Source organism: Pseudomonas sp. S60 (assembly GCF_016647865.1).
GTDB lineage: Bacteria > Pseudomonadota > Gammaproteobacteria > Pseudomonadales > Pseudomonadaceae > Aquipseudomonas > Aquipseudomonas parafulva.
Window position 1 is genome coordinate 1 of sequence record NZ_JACVVH010000048.1, and the last position, 15,672, is coordinate 15,672.

Here is a 15,672-nt window from a genome sequence, read left to right on the forward strand (position 1 = left end):
CCTGTTACCGCCGTGAAAGGGCGGTGTCCTAGGCCACTAGACGAAGGGGACACGCTGCTGGCATTGCTGCCTGCTTTCACTGCCTGCCGCGTTTCGCTGTGTGCTTTACGCTGCAAGTGGCGCGCATTCTATGGATGCTTCGGTGAGGCGTCAACCCCTTTGTAGAAATTTATTTAAATCAATGACTTCCGGGTTTCCACAATGCCCTTGAAGCAGGCCCTGATGCGTGTACGTTGATTTTTTGGCGTCAGGTCGGCGTTAATGTGCCAGCATGCAGTTCTGGGGCAGGCTGCCGATAAAAGGGAACCCGGTCAGGGGGCCTCGCGAGCAGGCTCGCCCTACCCTATGGCAACCCTTTTCATGAGGCATACACGGTGACACCACTTCTGATCACACTGCTCATCGTGGCGGGCATCGCGCTGCTGATCCTGATCGGCTACCTGAATAACGTCGTGGAGAACGGCAAGCTCGAGCGGGCCCGGATGAAGATCGAGCTGGCCGACCGCCTGCGCCGTTGCGGCGAGATCACCGAAACCTTCCCCGGCCAGTTCATGACGCCAGGGCTGAAATTGCTGCTGACCCGCCTGGAGCTCAACCTCAACCAGCGCCAGCTGGGTGTGGACAAGCACAACGCCCAGCTCAAGGCCCGTATCGCCGAACTGGATGCCTTGATCGCACAAGGCGACAAGATCCCGGTCAACAACCCGCCCAACCCGATCCTGACCGAGGTCAAGGCCAAGGATGTGCGCTTTCTGCTCGAGGCACTGCACAACCAGATCACCCGCGCGGCCCAGGAAGGCTTTCTGCCTGCCCCAGAGGCCAAGCATTGGCTGAAGGAAATCCGCCACATTCTGGTGCTGCTGCATATCGAGTTCTTCAATAACCTGGGGCAACAGGCCCTGCAGAACGAACAGCCCGGCCAGGCGCGCCTGGCCTTCGAGCGTGGTGTGCAGTACCTGCGCAAGCAGCCAGAACCCAAACTATACGAAGAGCAGCTGACGTACCTGGAGAAACTGCTGGCCCGGGTGAACGCCCAGGTGCTGGACCAGTTGGCGCCTGCCGAGAACGAAGAGAACGAGCTGACTGAAGGCCTGAAGACCGACGACGAGGAAACCTGGAAGAAGAAGGCCATGTACGACTGACCCCCATGCCTGCACGGGCGCTGCGCTAGCGCCCAGTACAGGCGATTGGCCGGTCAGCAGTCTGTCAGTTCGAGGAAGATGGCGGCCAGGCGCTCAAGCCCTGCCTGGTCCGCTTCACTGAAACGCCCAATGGACGGGCTGTCCAAGTCCAGCACTCCGATCAGGCGGCCGTCCTTGATCAGCGGGATGACCAGTTCGCTGTTGGAAGCGCTGTCACAGGCAATATGCCCCGGGAAGGCATGCACATCCTCCACCCGCTGGGTTTTACCGGTGGCCGCGGCCGCGCCGCATACCCCCTTGCTGAACGGAATGCGCACGCAGGCTACCTGCCCCTGAAACGGGCCAAGCACCAGTTCCTGGTTGCGGTTCAGATAGAAGCCGGCCCAGTTCAGGTCCTCGACCTGGTGGTAGAGAAACGCCGAAAACTGTGCGGCGTTGGCGATGAAGTCACGCTCGTCGGCAAACAGCGCCTGCACTTGCGCCGCCATCAGGGCATAGCCGTCCAGGCCCGTGCCAGTGGCTTTGAGGTCGATCATTTACTTTGCTCCAGCAATTGCAGCCCAACCCAGTAGCGGGCGAACTGATAGGCACAACGGCCATTACGGTTACCGCGGCCGGTCGCCCAGCGCACGGCGAGTATGTCGAGTTGTTCGTCACGCTGCCAGGCCAGGCCCGCAGGCCGCGCCAGCTGCTCGATCCAGTGCTCGACCACATTCAGGAAGTGGTCCTGGGTAAACGGGTAGAACGACAGCCACAGGCCGAAGCGGTCAGACAGGGCAATCTTGTCCTCCACCGCTTCGCTGGGGTGCAACTCCCCGTCCACGCGTTTCCAGTTCTCGTTGTCGCTCTCTTTTTCCGGCACCAGGTGGCGGCGGTTGGAGGTGGCGTAGAGCAGCACGTTGTCGGGTGCCTGTTCCAGCGAGCCATCGAGCACGCTTTTGAGCACCCGGTAATCGCCCTCCCCGGCCTCGAACGACAGGTCGTCACAAAACAGCACAAAGCGTTGTGGCAGCGCGTGCAGCAGTTCCACCACCCGAGGCAGATCGGCCAGGTGGTCGCGTTCGATTTCGATCAGGCGCAGGCCGGCCCCGGCGTGTTCGGCCAGCAGGGCACGCACAAGCGAAGACTTGCCAGTGCCGCGCGAGCCCCACAGCAGCGCATGGTTGGCGGGCAGGCCCTGGATGAACTGATGGGTATTGCGGCCCAGTTGCTCGCGTTGCTGGTCGACGCCGATCAGGTCGCTGAGGCGGATGTCCAGGCTGACCTCAAGGGGCAGCAGGTAACCGCTGCGCCCGTCGCGCTGCCAGCGTGCGGCCAGGGTGGTAGACCAGTCGATAGCCGGGCGCTCGGCCGGCAACAGGGGTTCGAGGCGCGCCAGCACCGATTCGGCGCGGTCCAGGAAAGCGATCAAGCGGGCGTCCATGACGACTCCTGAAAAGGGGGGGACAGACCAATCAAGCCTGAATGGATGACAAGCCCACCAGCAGCCGGGGTTGATCGGCTATGCTTGCGCAGCGCAAGGCACGTAGAACCGGCTCGGGACCCATGGATATCAAGTTCACCAATCGCCTGTCATACAAGCAAGCCCGGTTGACAGTCCTGGTCGGCTTCATCCTGGGAACATTGCTCAGTCTCATCCAGATCGGCATCGATTATGCCAGTGAGGACGCGTCGATCAACCGTGAAGTGCGCGCCCTGCTGCAAATCAGCCACAACACTGCCTCGCGCATTGCCTACAACATCGATTCGGAACTGGCCCTGGAGCTGACGCGCGGGCTGCTGCAGTCTCCGGCAATCATCCGTGCACGCCTGATCGACAACAACGAAACGGTGCTGGCCGATGTGGAACGGCCGCGCCAGCAGGACCGTTACCGTCCGCTCAGCGACTTCCTGTTCGGCGAGCAGCGCCAACTGCGCGAGCGCCTGTTTCTGACCCATATGCCCGAGGAATACCTGGGCACACTGTACCTGGACGTAGACACCTACACCTTCGGCCGGCGTTTTCTGGACCGGGCCGGCATCACTTTGCTGACCGGCTTTGCCCGAAGCCTGGTACTGACGGGCATCCTGCTGGCGCTGTTCTACATGATGCTGACCAAGCCCCTGGTCACGGTGATTGCTGCCCTCAGCGGCAGCGACCCGCGCAAGCCAAGGCAAACCCGTGTGCAGTGCCCACCCGGCCACGAGCATGACGAGATCGGCGTGCTGGTGAAAGTGGCCAACCAGCAATTCGTCAGCATGGCGACCGAGATCGAACAGCGGCGCACTGCCGAAAACCGCCTTACGCAATACCTGAACGAGCTGGAAGACATCGTCTCGGCCCGCACCGACGAGCTCAAGGCCACTAACAGTAGCCTGAGCCTGTCCAACCAGGAACTGGAACAGGCGCGCCGCCGGGCACTGGACATGGCGCAGGCACGCGCGGCGTTTCTGGCCAACATGAGCCACGAGATCCGCACCCCGCTCAATGGCATGCTCGGCATGATCGCCTTGGCCCTGGATAACCCTTCACCGGAAGAGCAGCGCCAGCAACTGGCCATTGCCCATGACTCCGGCAAGGTACTGGTCGAATTGCTCAACGATATCCTCGACCTGTCCAAGTTCGACGCCGGGCAACTGGAGCTGGAGCGCATCGCCTTCGACATGGCTTCCATGGTCGAAGACACGGCCAGCCTGTTGTCGCAGAACACTGCACAAAGCGTGGAACTGACCTGCCTTATTGCCCGCGACTTCCCTGCCAGCGTGCTGGGCGACCCTACACGGGTGCGGCAGATCGTCAGCAACCTGTTGTCCAACGCACTCAAGTTCACCCGCTTTGGCCGCGTGGACGTGCACCTGGTGGCCATCGTCGGCGGCGTACGCCTGGAAGTACGTGACACCGGAATCGGTATCCCCGAAGAGGCTCAGGCGCGGATCTTCCAGCCCTTCACCCAGGCCGGTGCCGGCATTACCCGCCAGTACGGCGGCACGGGCCTGGGGCTGGCACTGACACGCAACCTGTGCAAAGCCATGCATGGCCACCTGCATATCAAATCCGAGCCGGGTTTTGGCAGCCGCTTTACCGCCGAACTGCCCCTGGTCGAATATGCCAGCGCCATCCAGCCGGTAGCTCTACACGGCAACGTGGCGGCACTCAGCGCCAGTGGCAGCGGGCTACACGAACTGCTCGAGGGCCTGTTGCCCGGCTGGGGGCTGAGTTATCAACGGCATGACGATGCCGCCACCCTGCCGGGCACTATCGACCTGCTGATCGTCGACGACGTGCAGGCACTGGCTGCAGTGCGCAAGGCCATGCCAACCCCGATCCTGCTGGTGACCGCCTACGGCAACTTTCTACCCGGCGAGCAGGCCCTTGCCCTCGCCCCCCTGCACCAGTTGGCACGGCCACTTGCGCGGGCCGCGCTCTACCAGACCCTGCGCCGCATCCTGCAGGGGCAGGAGGCCGAGCACCCCCTGGCCAGCCCCGCCGCCACCCCGGCGCAAGGCCGGGCGCGCATCCTGCTGGTAGAAGACAACCCGGTCAACCAGCTGGTGGCCAAGGGCATGCTGGCCAAGCTGGGCTGCCAGGTGCAACTGGCCACCCAAGGTGCCGAGGCGCTGACCCTGCTGGAACAGCAAGCCTTCGACCTGGTATTGATGGACTGCAACATGCCGGTGATGGATGGCTACGAGGCCACCCGCCACATTCGCCAGAGCGGACGCTGGCCCAACCTCCCGATCGTTGCGCTTACCGCCAACGCCATGCCCGAAGAGCGCGAGCGTTGCCGTGCAGCGGGCATGGACGACTACCTGGCCAAGCCGTTCCGCCGCGAAGACTTGCAGGCACTGATCGACCAGTGGGTACCGCTCAACGGCTGAGCAGGCGTTCGATATCGGCTTCGAGCGCCTGAGGCTTGGTGGTGGGTGCATAACGCACCACCTGGCCCGTGGCCGGGTCCACCAGAAACTTGGTGAAGTTCCACTTGATCTTCTGGCTGCCCAAAATGCCAGGGGCACGCTGCTTGAGTTCGACGAACAGCGGGTGGGTGCCGGGGCCGTTGACCTCGACCTTGCGAAACAGCGGGAAGCTCACGCCAAAATTGCGCTCGCAAAACTGCGCGATGTCCCGCGCCTCGCCTGGCTCCTGCTTGCCAAACTGGTTGCAGGGAAAGCCCAGTACCACCAGCCCGCGGTCGCGATAGGCCTGCCACAGCTGCTCCAGGCCTTTGTATTGCGGGGTAAAGCCGCACTGGCTGGCGGTATTGACCACCAGCAGCGCTTTGCCAGGGAAGTCGCTCAGCTGCTTGTGCTCGCCGCCCAGGGTCACACAGGGAATGTCCAGCTTCAAAGCTGCCATGATCGGGGCTCCGTTCAGTCGCGAGGGCGCAGGTCGATGCACACCGAGTTGATGCAGTAGCGCAGGCCGGTAGGTGCCGGGCCATCGGGGAACACATGGCCCAGGTGCGCATCACAGCGGGCACAGGTGACCTCGGTACGGATCATGCCGTGGGACGTGTCGCGGATCTCGATCATGGCGCTGTCTTCTATCGGCGCGTAGAAGCTGGGCCAGCCACAACCGGAATCGAATTTGGTCTGCGCATCGAACAGCGCCAGCCCGCAGCAGATGCAGTGGTAGATGCCATCCCGGCGTTCGCTGTTGTACTTGCCGCTGAAGGGCCGCTCGGTGCCCTTGAGCCGGCACACCTGGTATTGCTCGGGGTCGAGCATCGAGCGCCATTGTTCCAGGGTTTTCTCGATCTTTTGCATGGGGGTACCTCGGCAGGCTTAATTTCACCGTACGCCGTCTTTTCCGGGGCGCGGGTGGCACGTATATTAGTTGGCTTCGTGTGCCAGGCGTTCAGTCTGGCACCCGCTTTGTGCCCTTACAAACCTTTCGGCAGGGCGTAGCGCGTTTTCTCAATCGGGATTCCATCATGCAGTTCAGCAAATCGAACAAGCTCGCCAATGTCTGCTACGACATTCGCGGCCCAGTGCTCAAGCACGCCAAGCGCCTGGAAGAGGAAGGCCACCGCATCCTCAAGCTGAACATCGGCAACCCGGCGCCGTTTGGCTTCGAAGCGCCGGATGAAATCCTTCAGGACGTGATCCGCAACCTGCCCACTGCCCAGGGCTACAGCGATTCCAAGGGCCTGTTCAGTGCCCGCAAGGCGGTGATGCAGTATTGCCAGCAAAAGGGCATCGAAGGCGTCGGCATCGAAGACATCTACCTGGGCAACGGCGTGTCCGAACTCATCGTCATGTCGATGCAGGCCTTGCTCAACAACGGTGACGAGGTGCTGATCCCGGCGCCCGACTACCCGCTGTGGACCGCAGCCGTGAGCCTGGCAGGCGGCAAGCCGGTGCACTACCTGTGCGACGAGCAGGCTGACTGGTTCCCCGACCTTGCCGACATCAAGGCCAAGATCACCCCGAACACCAAGGCACTGGTCATCATCAACCCCAACAACCCCACGGGCGCGGTGTATTCCACCGAGCTGCTGCGCGGCATGCTGGAGCTGGCGCGCCAGCACAACCTGGTGGTGTTCTCGGACGAGATCTACGACAAGATCCTCTACGACGAAGCGGTGCACATCAGCACCGCTTCACTGGCCCCCGACCTGCTGTGCCTCACCTTCAACGGTTTGTCCAAGTCGTACCGTGTGGCGGGTTTCCGTTCTGGCTGGCTGATCATCTCGGGCCCCAAACACAATGCCCAGAGCTACATCGAAGGCATCGACATGCTGGCGAACATGCGCCTGTGTGCCAACGTGCCAGCCCAGCATGCCATCCAGACTGCACTGGGCGGTTACCAGAGCATCAACGACCTGGTGTTGCCGCCGGGGCGCTTGCTGGAGCAGCGTAACCGGACCTACGAGCTGCTCAACGATATCCCCGGGGTGAGCTGCGTGAAGCCGATGGGCGCGCTGTACGCCTTCCCGCGCATCGACCCCAAGGTCTGCCCGATCTTCAACGACGAGAAGTTCGTGCTGGACCTGCTGCTGGCTGAAAAACTGCTGATTGTGCAGGGCACTGCCTTCAACTGGCCGTGGCCAGACCACTTCCGCGTGGTGACCCTGCCACGGGTGGATGACCTGGAAGCGGCGATTGGGCGGATCGGGAATTTCCTCAAGGGGTATTCCCAGTAGGGTCTGACGGTTTTTGGGGGGTGGCGCGTGGAAGGCGCGCCGCGCTCCACCTCGACCTCACAGCAGCGCCTCAGACAGGCAATGTTTCTTACATCCTGCAACGCTCTATCCCACAGCCACCACCCCCGCCTCTGCCATACTCCGCCATACACAGTTTGAAATAGTCCGCCGATTGAATCGGAACGGCAGGCCCCTTATATACCCCGCAGTAAGCGACAATTCATCCGTCAGGAGAACGTAACAACCATGATGCGCATTCTGTTGTTTGTGGCCACCAACCTTGCGGTGGTGCTGGTTGCAAGCATTACTCTGAGCCTGTTCGGTTTCAACGGGTTCATGGCCGCCAATGGGGTTGACCTGAACCTCAGCAGCTTGCTGGTGTTCTGTGCAGTCTTCGGCTTTGCCGGCTCCCTCGTATCGCTGTTCATCTCCAAGTGGATGGCGAAGATGTCGACCGGCACGCAAATCATCAGCCAGCCGCGCACCCGTCACGAGCAGTGGCTGCTGCAAACGGTCGAAGAGCTGTCCCGCGAGGCCGGTATCAAGATGCCCGAGGTGGGTATCTTCCCGGCCTACGAGGCCAACGCCTTCGCCACCGGCTGGAACCGTAACGACGCCCTGGTAGCCGTGTCCCAAGGTTTGCTGGAGCGTTTCTCGCCTGATGAAGTGCGTGCCGTACTGGCCCACGAAATCGGCCACGTCGCCAACGGCGACATGGTCACCCTGGCGCTGGTGCAGGGCGTGGTGAACACCTTCGTGATGTTCTTCGCCCGTATCATCGGCAACTTCGTCGACAAGGTGATCTTCAAGAACGAAGAGGGCCAGGGCATTGCCTACTATGTGGCCACCATCGTTGCAGAGCTGGTGCTGGGCATTCTGGCCAGCATCATCGTGATGTGGTTCTCGCGCCGCCGCGAGTACCGTGCTGACGAGGCCGGGGCTAACCTGGCCGGCACTTCTGCAATGATCGGCGCGCTGCAGCGCCTGCGTGTGGAGCAAGGGCTGCCGGTGCACATGCCCGATACCATGAAGGCCTTCGGCATCAATGGCGGCCTCAAACAAGGCCTGGCCGGGTTGCTGATGAGCCACCCACCCCTGGAGGACCGCATCGACGCCCTGCGCCGTCGCGGCTGATCCAGCGGCCAATGCATAAAGGGCGACTACGGTCGCCCTTTTTGTTGCGCCAGTGCCGGCCCATACCTCCACCCTGTGGGAGCGGGTTCACCCGCGAATGGGCCGGCACAGGGAACCCTGCATTACCTGCTGACCTTGTACACCCGCTCAAGCAGACTCGGCACCCCGGCCTGCTGAAACTTGGGGTTCCCCTCAATGACCTCAGCCTGCTCCAACGCTTCCACCTGCCAGCCCGCAAACCCCTGCCGCAACTCGTCATCCCCCACCGAGAACGGTGGGCCGGCCAGCAGCGACTGGTCGTAATCCAAGGTCACGACCAAGCCACGACAGCTTTCCCGCAACAGGGCCGAAAGCGCCTGCAGGTAGCCCGTGCGCATGGCAACCGGCAGGGCAATCAGTGCGGCGCGATCATAAAACGCTGCACAGCCCTGGACGTCCTGTGCCTGCAGCGCGAAGAAGTCCCCGCACCACAACTCGATCCCTGCACTGCTCCACACTTCAAAGCCATTGTGCTGCTGCACGTGCGGCTGCAGCCCATGCTCGTCAAAAAATGCCTGCACCGCCTGGCGTGACAGCTCCACGCCCATCACCTCATGCCCCTGCCCTGCCAACCAGGCAAGGTCGAGGCTCTTGCCACACAGCGGTACCAGTACAAGGCTACCGGGCCTTAACTGCAGGCCCGGCCAGAGCGCCTGCAAGTACGGGTTCACCTGCGCTTGGTGAAAGCCGATCTGATTGTTCGCCCAGCGTTGCTGCCAGAAAGCTGGCTCCATGATCACTCCCAGTTTTTAGATGGTTTACCGGTAAAACTTGGTTTGGAATTCGATCTGAAGTTGGTCGAAGATGATTGCATCTTACCCCTCAGGACCCCGCCATGCTCCCTAGCCTGTTCATTTCCCATGGGTCACCCATGCTTGCCCTGCAACCTGGCGCCAGCGGGCCGGCGCTGGCCGGCCTTGCCAACGCGCTGCCACGGCCGAAGGCCATCGTGGTGGTTTCGGCGCACTGGGAAAGCCGCGGGCTGCTGGTCACTGCCAGCTCACAGCCAGAAACCTGGCACGACTTCCATGGGTTCCCGCCGGCACTGTATGCCGTGCAGTACCCCGCGCCAGGCGCACCTGAGCTTGCAGACACAGCCTGTGCCTTGCTGGAGGCAGCCGGGCTACCAGCACAGCGAGACGCGCAGCGCCCGTTCGACCATGGCGCCTGGGTACCCCTGTCGCTGATGTACCCCGATGCACGCATTCCGGTGGTTCAGGTGTCGCTGCCCAGCCATGGCGGGCCGGCCTTGCAGGTCAAGGTGGGCCAGGCACTGTCGCGCCTGCGTGAGGAAGGCGTGCTGCTGGTGGGCTCAGGCAGCATCACCCATAACCTGGGCGAGCTGGACTGGCACGCCGGGCCCGAGGTGATCGCGCCCTGGGCATTGGCGTTTCGGGATTGGGTGGTGCAAAAGTTGGAGGCTGATGACCAACCTGCATTGCTGGGCTACCGCCAGCAGGCGCCATTCGCCCAACGCAACCACCCCAGTGACGAACACTTGCTGCCCCTGTTCTTCGCCCTGGGCGCAGGGGGCGAGTTCAAGGTGGTGCACCAAGGCTTCACCCTGGGGGCCCTAGGCATGGACATTTACCGGTTCGGTTGACTCCCACCGCAGGCAAAAAAAATCCCCGAACCAAGTCGGGGATTTATCACAGCACCAGGATCAATCTTCGCGGTAGCGACGCAGCTTCAGCTGCTTGCCGGCTACGCGGGTGTCCTTGAGCTTGGCCAGCAGCTTCTCGAGGCCGTCTTCCGGCAGCTCGACCAGGCTGAAGCTGTCACGCACCTGGATGCGGCCGATGGCATCACGCGCCAGGCCACCTTCGTTCAAGATCGCACCCAGCAGGTTCTTGGCGGCGATACCATCACGGGCACCCAGGGCGGTACGGCAACGCACACGGCCTTCGGCCAGTGGCAGCGGTGCACGGCGCTCGCGCTCGCCGCGTTCACCACGGTCGCTGCGCTCACCGCGCTCGGTACGCTCACCCCGTGGGGCGAAGCTCGGTACCAGCGGTTGCTCGCGCTCTACAGCACCCAGGTCCAGTGCCTGGCCGTTGGTGGCCTTGCGCAGCAGCGCAGAAGCCAGGGCACGGGCGCTGCAGCCCAGGTCGGTGGTCAGGCGGTCGAACAGCTCACCATGGGTGGCTTCTGCCTCGGCAACCAGGGGTGCCAGGCTGGTGGTCAGCTTCTTGATGCGGGCATCCAGCACGGCCTGGGCGTTAGGCAGACGTGCTTCGGCAACCTTCTGCCCGGTCACGCGCTCGATCACCTGCAGCATACGGCGCTCACGCGGGGTGACCAGCAGCAAGGCACGGCCTTCGCGACCGGCACGGCCAGTACGGCCGATACGGTGAACGTAGGACTCCGGGTCGTACGGCATGTCAACGTTGAACACGTGGGTGATGCGCGGTACGTCCAGGCCACGGGCCGCGACGTCGGTGGCCACGACGATGTCCAGGCGGCCATCCTTGAGCGAGTCGATGACGCGCTCACGCTGGTTCTGGGCGATGTCGCCGTTCAGCGCGGCAGCCTTGTAGCCCTTGGCTTCCAGCGCAGCGGCCAGGTCCAGGGTGGCTTGCTTGGTGCGCACGAAGGCGATCAGCGCGTCGAACTCTTCCACTTCCAGCAAACGCAGCACAGCCGGGATCTTCTGGTCGGCGTGCACCATCAGGTGGGCCTGGTCGATCGCGGTAACGGTCTGGGTCTTGGTCTGGATCTTGACGTGCTTGGGTTCGCGCAGGTGACGCTCGGCGATCGAACGGATCGACGACGGCAGGGTGGCGGAGAACAGCACGGTCTGACGGGTAGCCGGGATGGCATCGAAGATCACTTCGAGGTCGTCCATGAAGCCCAGCTTGAGCATCTCGTCGGCTTCGTCCAGAACCAGGTACTGAACGGTCGACAGGACCTTCTCGTCACGACGCAGGTGGTCGCACAGGCGGCCCGGGGTAGCCACGACGATTTGCGCGCCGTTGCGGATTGCGCGCAGCTGTGGGCCCATCGGGGCACCACCGTACACGGCAACCACGTTCACGCCAGGCATCTGCTTGGCGTAGGTTTCGAAAGCGGTAGCAACTTGCAGCGCCAACTCACGGGTTGGCGCCAGGATCAGGGCTTGCGGTTCGCGCTTGCTCACATCGATCTTGTTGAGGATCGGCAGTGCGAAGGCAGCGGTCTTGCCGGTGCCCGTCTGCGCCTGGCCGATCATGTCGTGACCGGCGAGGATGATCGGGATCGATTGTTGCTGAATGGCGGACGGCTCTTCATAGCCGGTAGCTACCACAGCAGCAACAATGTTCGGATTGAGATCGAGAGCGGCGAAGCCGCCGGTTTCCTGGGTCATGGGTCTGCCTCTAGGTGCATCCGCAAAGACCCATGCTCCAAAGCTGCACAAGCCATGAAAGACCGACAGGTCACCCAGGCAGCTTTGGCGGCGGGGATTTGCGAAAACGATTGAAAAAGAATACGTGGGAAGGTCCGCCTAGCGGACGTGCAGCCGAAGCTGGACTCGGAGGATTTGCACCGCCTGATTTTGAGGTCCGCTAAAAGACCGGCGCGTACTATACCCGAAATAGCGCATTACGTGAGGAATTTTTTCAGCATGCAGCGGTATTGCCGGGCCATGGGGCAGCAGGGGGCTGAATCGATTCCCTTCAGCGTATTGCGCTGGCCTCTTCGCGGGTAAATCGGATCGCCGCACCGCCGCTCCCACAGGTATCGCGCCAGCATCCAGATTTTGTGGAGTACAGATACTTCCACAGCCTGGAGTGTCCCTGTGGGAGCGGCGGTGCGGCGATCCGATTTACCCGCGAAGAATGCGACGCAGGTTTCAGGTGGCCGGGCGAATCTCGCGGATCAACCCGTCAAGGCTATAGCCCAAACGCGGCGCCAGGGCTTCGGCGCGGGCGCGCAGGCTGTCGAGGTCAAGCGCCTGGTCCAGGTCTGCCGGCACCAGCAATATCACGTTGCCCTCCTTCACCGGCAACTCCCAGTAATGGCGATGGTACAAACCCCGCAGCAGCGCCGCCCCCAGCGGCTTGCCATCGTCGGTGGCCCATTGGTTGATCACCAGCCAGCCACCGGGGTTGAGCTGCTGCTGGCAACGCTCCAGAAACCCCCATGCCAGGTGCCCCACGCCCGGCCCATGGTCGGTGTACAGGTCAACGAACACCAGGTCGGCCTGCTCGGCAGTGGGCAGCAGCTCCAGCGCATCGCCGATGCGCACATAAAGCCGCGGGTCGTCATCCAAGCCCAGGTGCTCAATGGCCAGGCGCGGCACGTCCGGGCGCAGCTCGATGGCCTCGATGTCCTCCAGCGGCAGGAATTTCATGCACGCCTGGGTCAGCGTACCGGCGCCCAGGCCAAGAAACAGCGCGCTCTCGGGCTGCTCATGGCACAACGCGCCCACCAGCATGGCACGGGTGTAGTCGTACTCCAGCCAGCTGGGGTCGGCAGTGAACACACAGCTCTGCTCGATGGCATCCCCGAATTCCAGAAAGCGGTAGTCATCCACCTCGTACACGCTGATGACGCCGAAGGCATCCTCCACCCGTGCCAGCAGCCGCTCCTGACGTTCCGCCTCCATGTTCCACACCCACCCGCGCAAAAGGGGCATTGTCCGCCAACACCCTCGCTGCAACAAGCGCAGCGCCAACTGTTAACATGGCGTCAAGCCTGCAACCTACATGACCGAGCCTGACATGAACCAACCGTGGAGCCCTGCCAGCTGGCGCGCACTGCCGATCCAGCAGCAACCGACCTACCCCGATGCCGCGCACCTGCTCAAGGTCGAGCAGACCCTGGCCAGCTACCCTCCCCTGGTGTTCGCCGGTGAGGCACGTGAACTGCGGCGCCAGTTCGCCGAGGTGACCGAAGGGCGTGCCTTCCTGTTACAGGGCGGGGACTGCGCAGAAAGCTTCGCCGAGTTCTCGGCGGCCAAAATTCGCGACACCTTCAAGGTGCTGTTGCAGATGGCGATTGTCATGACCTTCGCGGCCGGCTGCCCGGTGGTGAAGGTAGGGCGCATGGCAGGCCAATTCGCCAAGCCGCGTTCGGCCGGTGACGAGACCATTGGCAACGTCACCCTGCCTGCCTACCGTGGCGATATCGTCAACGGTATCGGTTTTGATGCAAAAAGCCGCATCCCCGACCCTGAGCGTTTGCTGCAGGCCTACCACCAGGCCACCGCCAGCCTGAACCTGCTGCGCGCCTTCGCCCAGGGCGGTTTTGCCGACCTGCACCAGGTGCACAAGTGGAACCTGGACTTCATTGCCAACTCGGCATTGGCCGACAAGTACCACCAGTTGGCCAACCGCATCGACGAAACCCTGGCTTTCATGCGCGCCTGCGGCCTGGACACTGCCCCACAACTGCGCGAAACCAGCTTCTTCACCGCGCACGAAGCGCTGCTGCTCAACTATGAAGAAGCGTTCGTGCGCCAGGACAGCCTGACCGGCGATTATTACGACTGCTCGGCACACATGCTGTGGATCGGCGACCGTACCCGGCAACTGGACGGTGCCCACGTGGAATTCCTGCGTGGCGTGCATAACCCGATCGGCGTGAAGGTGGGGCCGAGCATGGACCCCGAAGCCCTGCTGCGCCTCATAGACATCCTCAACCCGGCCAACGACCCGGGCCGCCTGAACCTGATCGTGCGCATGGGCGCAGGCAAGGTGGGTGACCACCTGCCGGGGCTGATCCGCGCCGTGGAGCGTGAGGGGCGCAAGGTGCTGTGGAGCTCCGACCCGATGCACGGCAATACCATCAAGGCCAGCAGCGGTTACAAGACCCGCGATTTTGCGCAGATCCTCGATGAGGTGAAGCAGTTCTTCCAGGTGCACCAGGCCGAAGGCAGCCATGCAGGCGGCATCCATATCGAGATGACCGGGCAGAACGTCACCGAATGCATCGGAGGTGCGCGGCCGATCACCGAAGATGGTCTGTCAGACCGCTATCACACCCATTGCGACCCACGCATGAACGCCGACCAGTCCCTGGAACTGGCATTCCTGATCGCCGAAACCTTGAAACAGGTCAGGCGCTAACCGGCCACGCTTTACTTGTGCAACGGGTCGTCCCAGAAGTGCCGCTCGCTTTCCAGGTGGATATCTGCACGGCTCAGCCCCAGGTCGTGCAGGGTTGCGTCGCTGAGGCTGGCCAGTTCCCGGCGCTGGCGGTGCAGTTCCAGCCAGCGCGAGGGGCGCTGCAGGGCTGCACGCAACAGATGTTTGAGTGAAGAGGTCGGTGCCGGGATGGTGCTGTAGTTACCTTTCATCGTGAAGCCCTCCGTGTCGATGGCTTCAGTCTCTCGCCGGGCTTAAGATCAATCCAACGAATGTTTCTTATGCAAAGCATCTAGGAGATTGATGAAATGTCCCAGTACCAGAGCCTTGATGCAGATGTACTGCGCACCTTCGTGGCCATCGCCGACCAGGGCGGCTTCACCCGCGCAGGGGAAGTGGTCAACCGCACACAGTCTGCTGTAAGCATGCAGATGAAACGCCTGGAAGAAGACATTCTGCAGCGCCAGCTGTTCGAACGCGACGGCCGGCAGGTGCGGCTTACCGCCGAAGGCCAGGTGCTGCTGGGCTACGCCCGCCGCATACTCAAACTGCACGGGGAAGTGTTCAATACCTTGCGGATGCCGCACATGGTCGGGGTGGTGCGCATCGGCACGCCGGATGACTACGCCATGCGCTTTCTGCCGAGCATTCTGTCGAGCTTCGCCAAAGCCTACCCACTGGTACAGGTGGAGGTGCATTGCGACACGTCCCGGCAACTGATGCAGCGCCAGGACCTGGACCTGACCATCGTCACCCGCGAGCCCGGTAACGAAGTGGGGCAGCTGTTGCGCCAGGAGCGGCTGGTGTGGGCCGCGGCCGAAGGCTTCTGCCCCCAGGAGCAGCGGCCCATGCCCCTGGCATTGTTCAACACCGAATGCTTCTGCCGCGCCTGGACCTGCAACGCCCTGGAGGCCCAGGGCATCGACTACCGGGTCGCCTACACCAGCCCCAGCCTGTCGGCGATCTTTGCCGTGGTTACTGCTGGCCTGGCGGTGACTGCCCAACTGCAGAGCCTGATCGGCGGCAACATGCGCATCCTTGGCGAAAACGAGGGGTTGCCGCAGCTGCCCCTGGCCAACGTGATGCTGGTGCGCAGCCCGAGCGTTGCATCACCCATTACCGACTGCATGGCCGACTACATCATCGAGGGTTTCAAATAGCTGCCAC

The 15,672-nt window shown here is 62.7% G+C and carries 14 protein-coding genes and 1 pseudogene; 7 read left to right on the forward strand and 8 right to left on the reverse strand.

Going from position 1 to position 15,672, the window contains the following annotated elements; genetic code table 11:
* The first annotated feature begins 374 nt into the window (after positions 1-374).
* The gene (locus IAE33_RS20170; RefSeq protein WP_028634787.1) at positions 375-1,142 is read left to right on the forward strand and encodes a hypothetical protein; all 768 of its coding nucleotides are present in this window, start codon (positions 375-377) and stop codon (positions 1,140-1,142) included.
* 53 nt (positions 1,143-1,195) lie between these two features.
* Here IAE33_RS20170 and IAE33_RS20175 read toward each other — a convergent pair whose 3' ends face one another.
* A complete protein-coding gene (locus tag IAE33_RS20175) occupies positions 1,196-1,678 on the reverse strand; it encodes a GAF domain-containing protein (RefSeq protein ID WP_028634786.1) in 483 nt (160 codons plus the stop codon).
* The gene (locus tag IAE33_RS20180; RefSeq protein WP_028634785.1) at positions 1,675-2,565 is read right to left on the reverse strand and encodes an ATP-binding protein; all 891 of its coding nucleotides are present in this window, start codon (positions 2,563-2,565) and stop codon (positions 1,675-1,677) included. Before IAE33_RS20180 ends, IAE33_RS20175 begins: the two co-directional genes overlap by 4 nt.
* An 80-nt stretch (positions 2,566-2,645) precedes the next feature.
* Here IAE33_RS20180 and IAE33_RS20185 point away from each other — a divergent pair, with 80 nt between their 5' ends.
* The gene (locus IAE33_RS20185) at positions 2,646-5,000 is read left to right on the forward strand and encodes a response regulator (protein WP_201164823.1); all 2,355 of its coding nucleotides are present in this window, start codon (positions 2,646-2,648) and stop codon (positions 4,998-5,000) included.
* On the opposite strand, the gene IAE33_RS20190 is transcribed toward IAE33_RS20185, so the two are convergent.
* Both IAE33_RS20190 and msrB read right to left on the reverse strand, forming a co-directional pair.
* Complete coding sequence (locus IAE33_RS20190; protein WP_201164824.1) at positions 4,990-5,478, reverse strand: glutathione peroxidase; 489 nt, start codon at positions 5,476-5,478, stop codon at positions 4,990-4,992. The genes IAE33_RS20185 and IAE33_RS20190 overlap by 11 nt on opposite strands.
* A gap of 14 nt (positions 5,479-5,492) precedes the next feature.
* Positions 5,493-5,888 carry a peptide-methionine (R)-S-oxide reductase MsrB gene (msrB, locus tag IAE33_RS20195; protein WP_028634782.1) on the reverse strand — a complete coding sequence of 132 codons (396 nt, stop codon included), beginning with the start codon at positions 5,886-5,888 and terminating at the stop codon, positions 5,493-5,495.
* Between the two features lie 167 nt (positions 5,889-6,055).
* Here msrB and IAE33_RS20200 point away from each other — a divergent pair, with 167 nt between their 5' ends.
* Together IAE33_RS20200 and htpX are read left to right on the forward strand one after the other, a co-directional pair.
* Complete coding sequence (locus IAE33_RS20200) at positions 6,056-7,267, forward strand: pyridoxal phosphate-dependent aminotransferase (RefSeq protein ID WP_028634781.1); 1,212 nt, start codon at positions 6,056-6,058, stop codon at positions 7,265-7,267.
* A 246-nt stretch (positions 7,268-7,513) separates the two neighbouring features.
* Positions 7,514-8,401: a protease HtpX gene (gene htpX / locus IAE33_RS20205; RefSeq protein WP_028634780.1), complete on the forward strand. Its 888-nt coding sequence runs from the start codon at positions 7,514-7,516 to the stop codon at positions 8,399-8,401.
* Positions 8,402-8,523: 122 nt separating this feature from the next.
* On the opposite strand, the gene IAE33_RS20210 is transcribed toward htpX, so the two are convergent.
* Positions 8,524-9,174, reverse strand: coding sequence for a thiopurine S-methyltransferase (locus tag IAE33_RS20210; RefSeq protein ID WP_201164825.1), 651 nt, complete (start codon positions 9,172-9,174; stop codon positions 8,524-8,526).
* Positions 9,175-9,275: 101 nt separating this feature from the next.
* On the opposite strand from IAE33_RS20210, the gene IAE33_RS20215 reads away from it, so the two are divergent.
* Entirely contained in the window at positions 9,276-10,043 is a 768-nt protein-coding gene (locus IAE33_RS20215; RefSeq protein WP_201164826.1) for a DODA-type extradiol aromatic ring-opening family dioxygenase, read from the forward strand.
* A 60-nt stretch (positions 10,044-10,103) separates the two neighbouring features.
* On the opposite strand, the pseudogene IAE33_RS20220 reads toward IAE33_RS20215, so the two are convergent.
* A pseudogene (locus tag IAE33_RS20220) lies at positions 10,104-11,817 on the reverse strand (DEAD/DEAH box helicase).
* A gap of 452 nt (positions 11,818-12,269) precedes the next feature.
* On the reverse strand, positions 12,270-13,025 hold the full coding sequence (locus tag IAE33_RS20225) for a spermidine synthase (protein ID WP_060481560.1): 756 nt from the start codon (positions 13,023-13,025) through the stop codon (positions 12,270-12,272).
* A 115-nt stretch (positions 13,026-13,140) separates the two neighbouring features.
* Between IAE33_RS20225 and IAE33_RS20230 the strand changes: the two genes are divergently transcribed.
* Positions 13,141-14,487, forward strand: coding sequence for a class II 3-deoxy-7-phosphoheptulonate synthase (locus IAE33_RS20230; protein ID WP_028634775.1), 1,347 nt, complete (start codon positions 13,141-13,143; stop codon positions 14,485-14,487).
* Between the two features lie 11 nt (positions 14,488-14,498).
* Here the strand turns inward: IAE33_RS20230 and IAE33_RS20235 are convergent, their stop codons facing one another.
* Entirely contained in the window at positions 14,499-14,717 is a 219-nt protein-coding gene (locus IAE33_RS20235; RefSeq protein WP_201164828.1) for a DUF1127 domain-containing protein, read from the reverse strand.
* Positions 14,718-14,813: 96 nt separating this feature from the next.
* On the opposite strand from IAE33_RS20235, the gene IAE33_RS20240 reads away from it, so the two are divergent.
* On the forward strand, positions 14,814-15,665 hold the full coding sequence (locus IAE33_RS20240) for a LysR substrate-binding domain-containing protein (protein ID WP_042141622.1): 852 nt from the start codon (positions 14,814-14,816) through the stop codon (positions 15,663-15,665).
* Positions 15,666-15,672 lie beyond the last annotated feature (7 nt).

Excerpts from the sequence above, each read along its gene's own strand:
- IAE33_RS20175 (WP_028634786.1), bottom strand. The coding sequence starts at position 1,678 with ATGATCGACCTCAAAGCCACTGGCACGGGCCTGGACGGCTATGCCCTG.
- IAE33_RS20180 (WP_028634785.1), bottom strand. The coding sequence starts at position 2,565 with ATGGACGCCCGCTTGATCGCTTTCCTGGACCGCGCCGAATCGGTGCTG.
- IAE33_RS20185 (WP_201164823.1), top strand. The coding sequence starts at position 2,646 with ATGCTTGCGCAGCGCAAGGCACGTAGAACCGGCTCGGGACCCATGGAT.
- IAE33_RS20190 (WP_201164824.1), bottom strand. The coding sequence starts at position 5,478 with ATGGCAGCTTTGAAGCTGGACATTCCCTGTGTGACCCTGGGCGGCGAG.
- msrB (WP_028634782.1), bottom strand. The coding sequence starts at position 5,888 with ATGCAAAAGATCGAGAAAACCCTGGAACAATGGCGCTCGATGCTCGAC.
- IAE33_RS20200 (WP_028634781.1), top strand. The coding sequence starts at position 6,056 with ATGCAGTTCAGCAAATCGAACAAGCTCGCCAATGTCTGCTACGACATT.
- htpX (WP_028634780.1), top strand. The coding sequence starts at position 7,514 with ATGATGCGCATTCTGTTGTTTGTGGCCACCAACCTTGCGGTGGTGCTG.
- IAE33_RS20210 (WP_201164825.1), bottom strand. The coding sequence starts at position 9,174 with ATGGAGCCAGCTTTCTGGCAGCAACGCTGGGCGAACAATCAGATCGGC.
- IAE33_RS20215 (WP_201164826.1), top strand. The coding sequence starts at position 9,276 with ATGCTCCCTAGCCTGTTCATTTCCCATGGGTCACCCATGCTTGCCCTG.
- IAE33_RS20225 (WP_060481560.1), bottom strand. The coding sequence starts at position 13,025 with ATGGAGGCGGAACGTCAGGAGCGGCTGCTGGCACGGGTGGAGGATGCC.
- IAE33_RS20230 (WP_028634775.1), top strand. The coding sequence starts at position 13,141 with ATGAACCAACCGTGGAGCCCTGCCAGCTGGCGCGCACTGCCGATCCAG.
- IAE33_RS20235 (WP_201164828.1), bottom strand. The coding sequence starts at position 14,717 with ATGAAAGGTAACTACAGCACCATCCCGGCACCGACCTCTTCACTCAAA.
- IAE33_RS20240 (WP_042141622.1), top strand. The coding sequence starts at position 14,814 with ATGTCCCAGTACCAGAGCCTTGATGCAGATGTACTGCGCACCTTCGTG.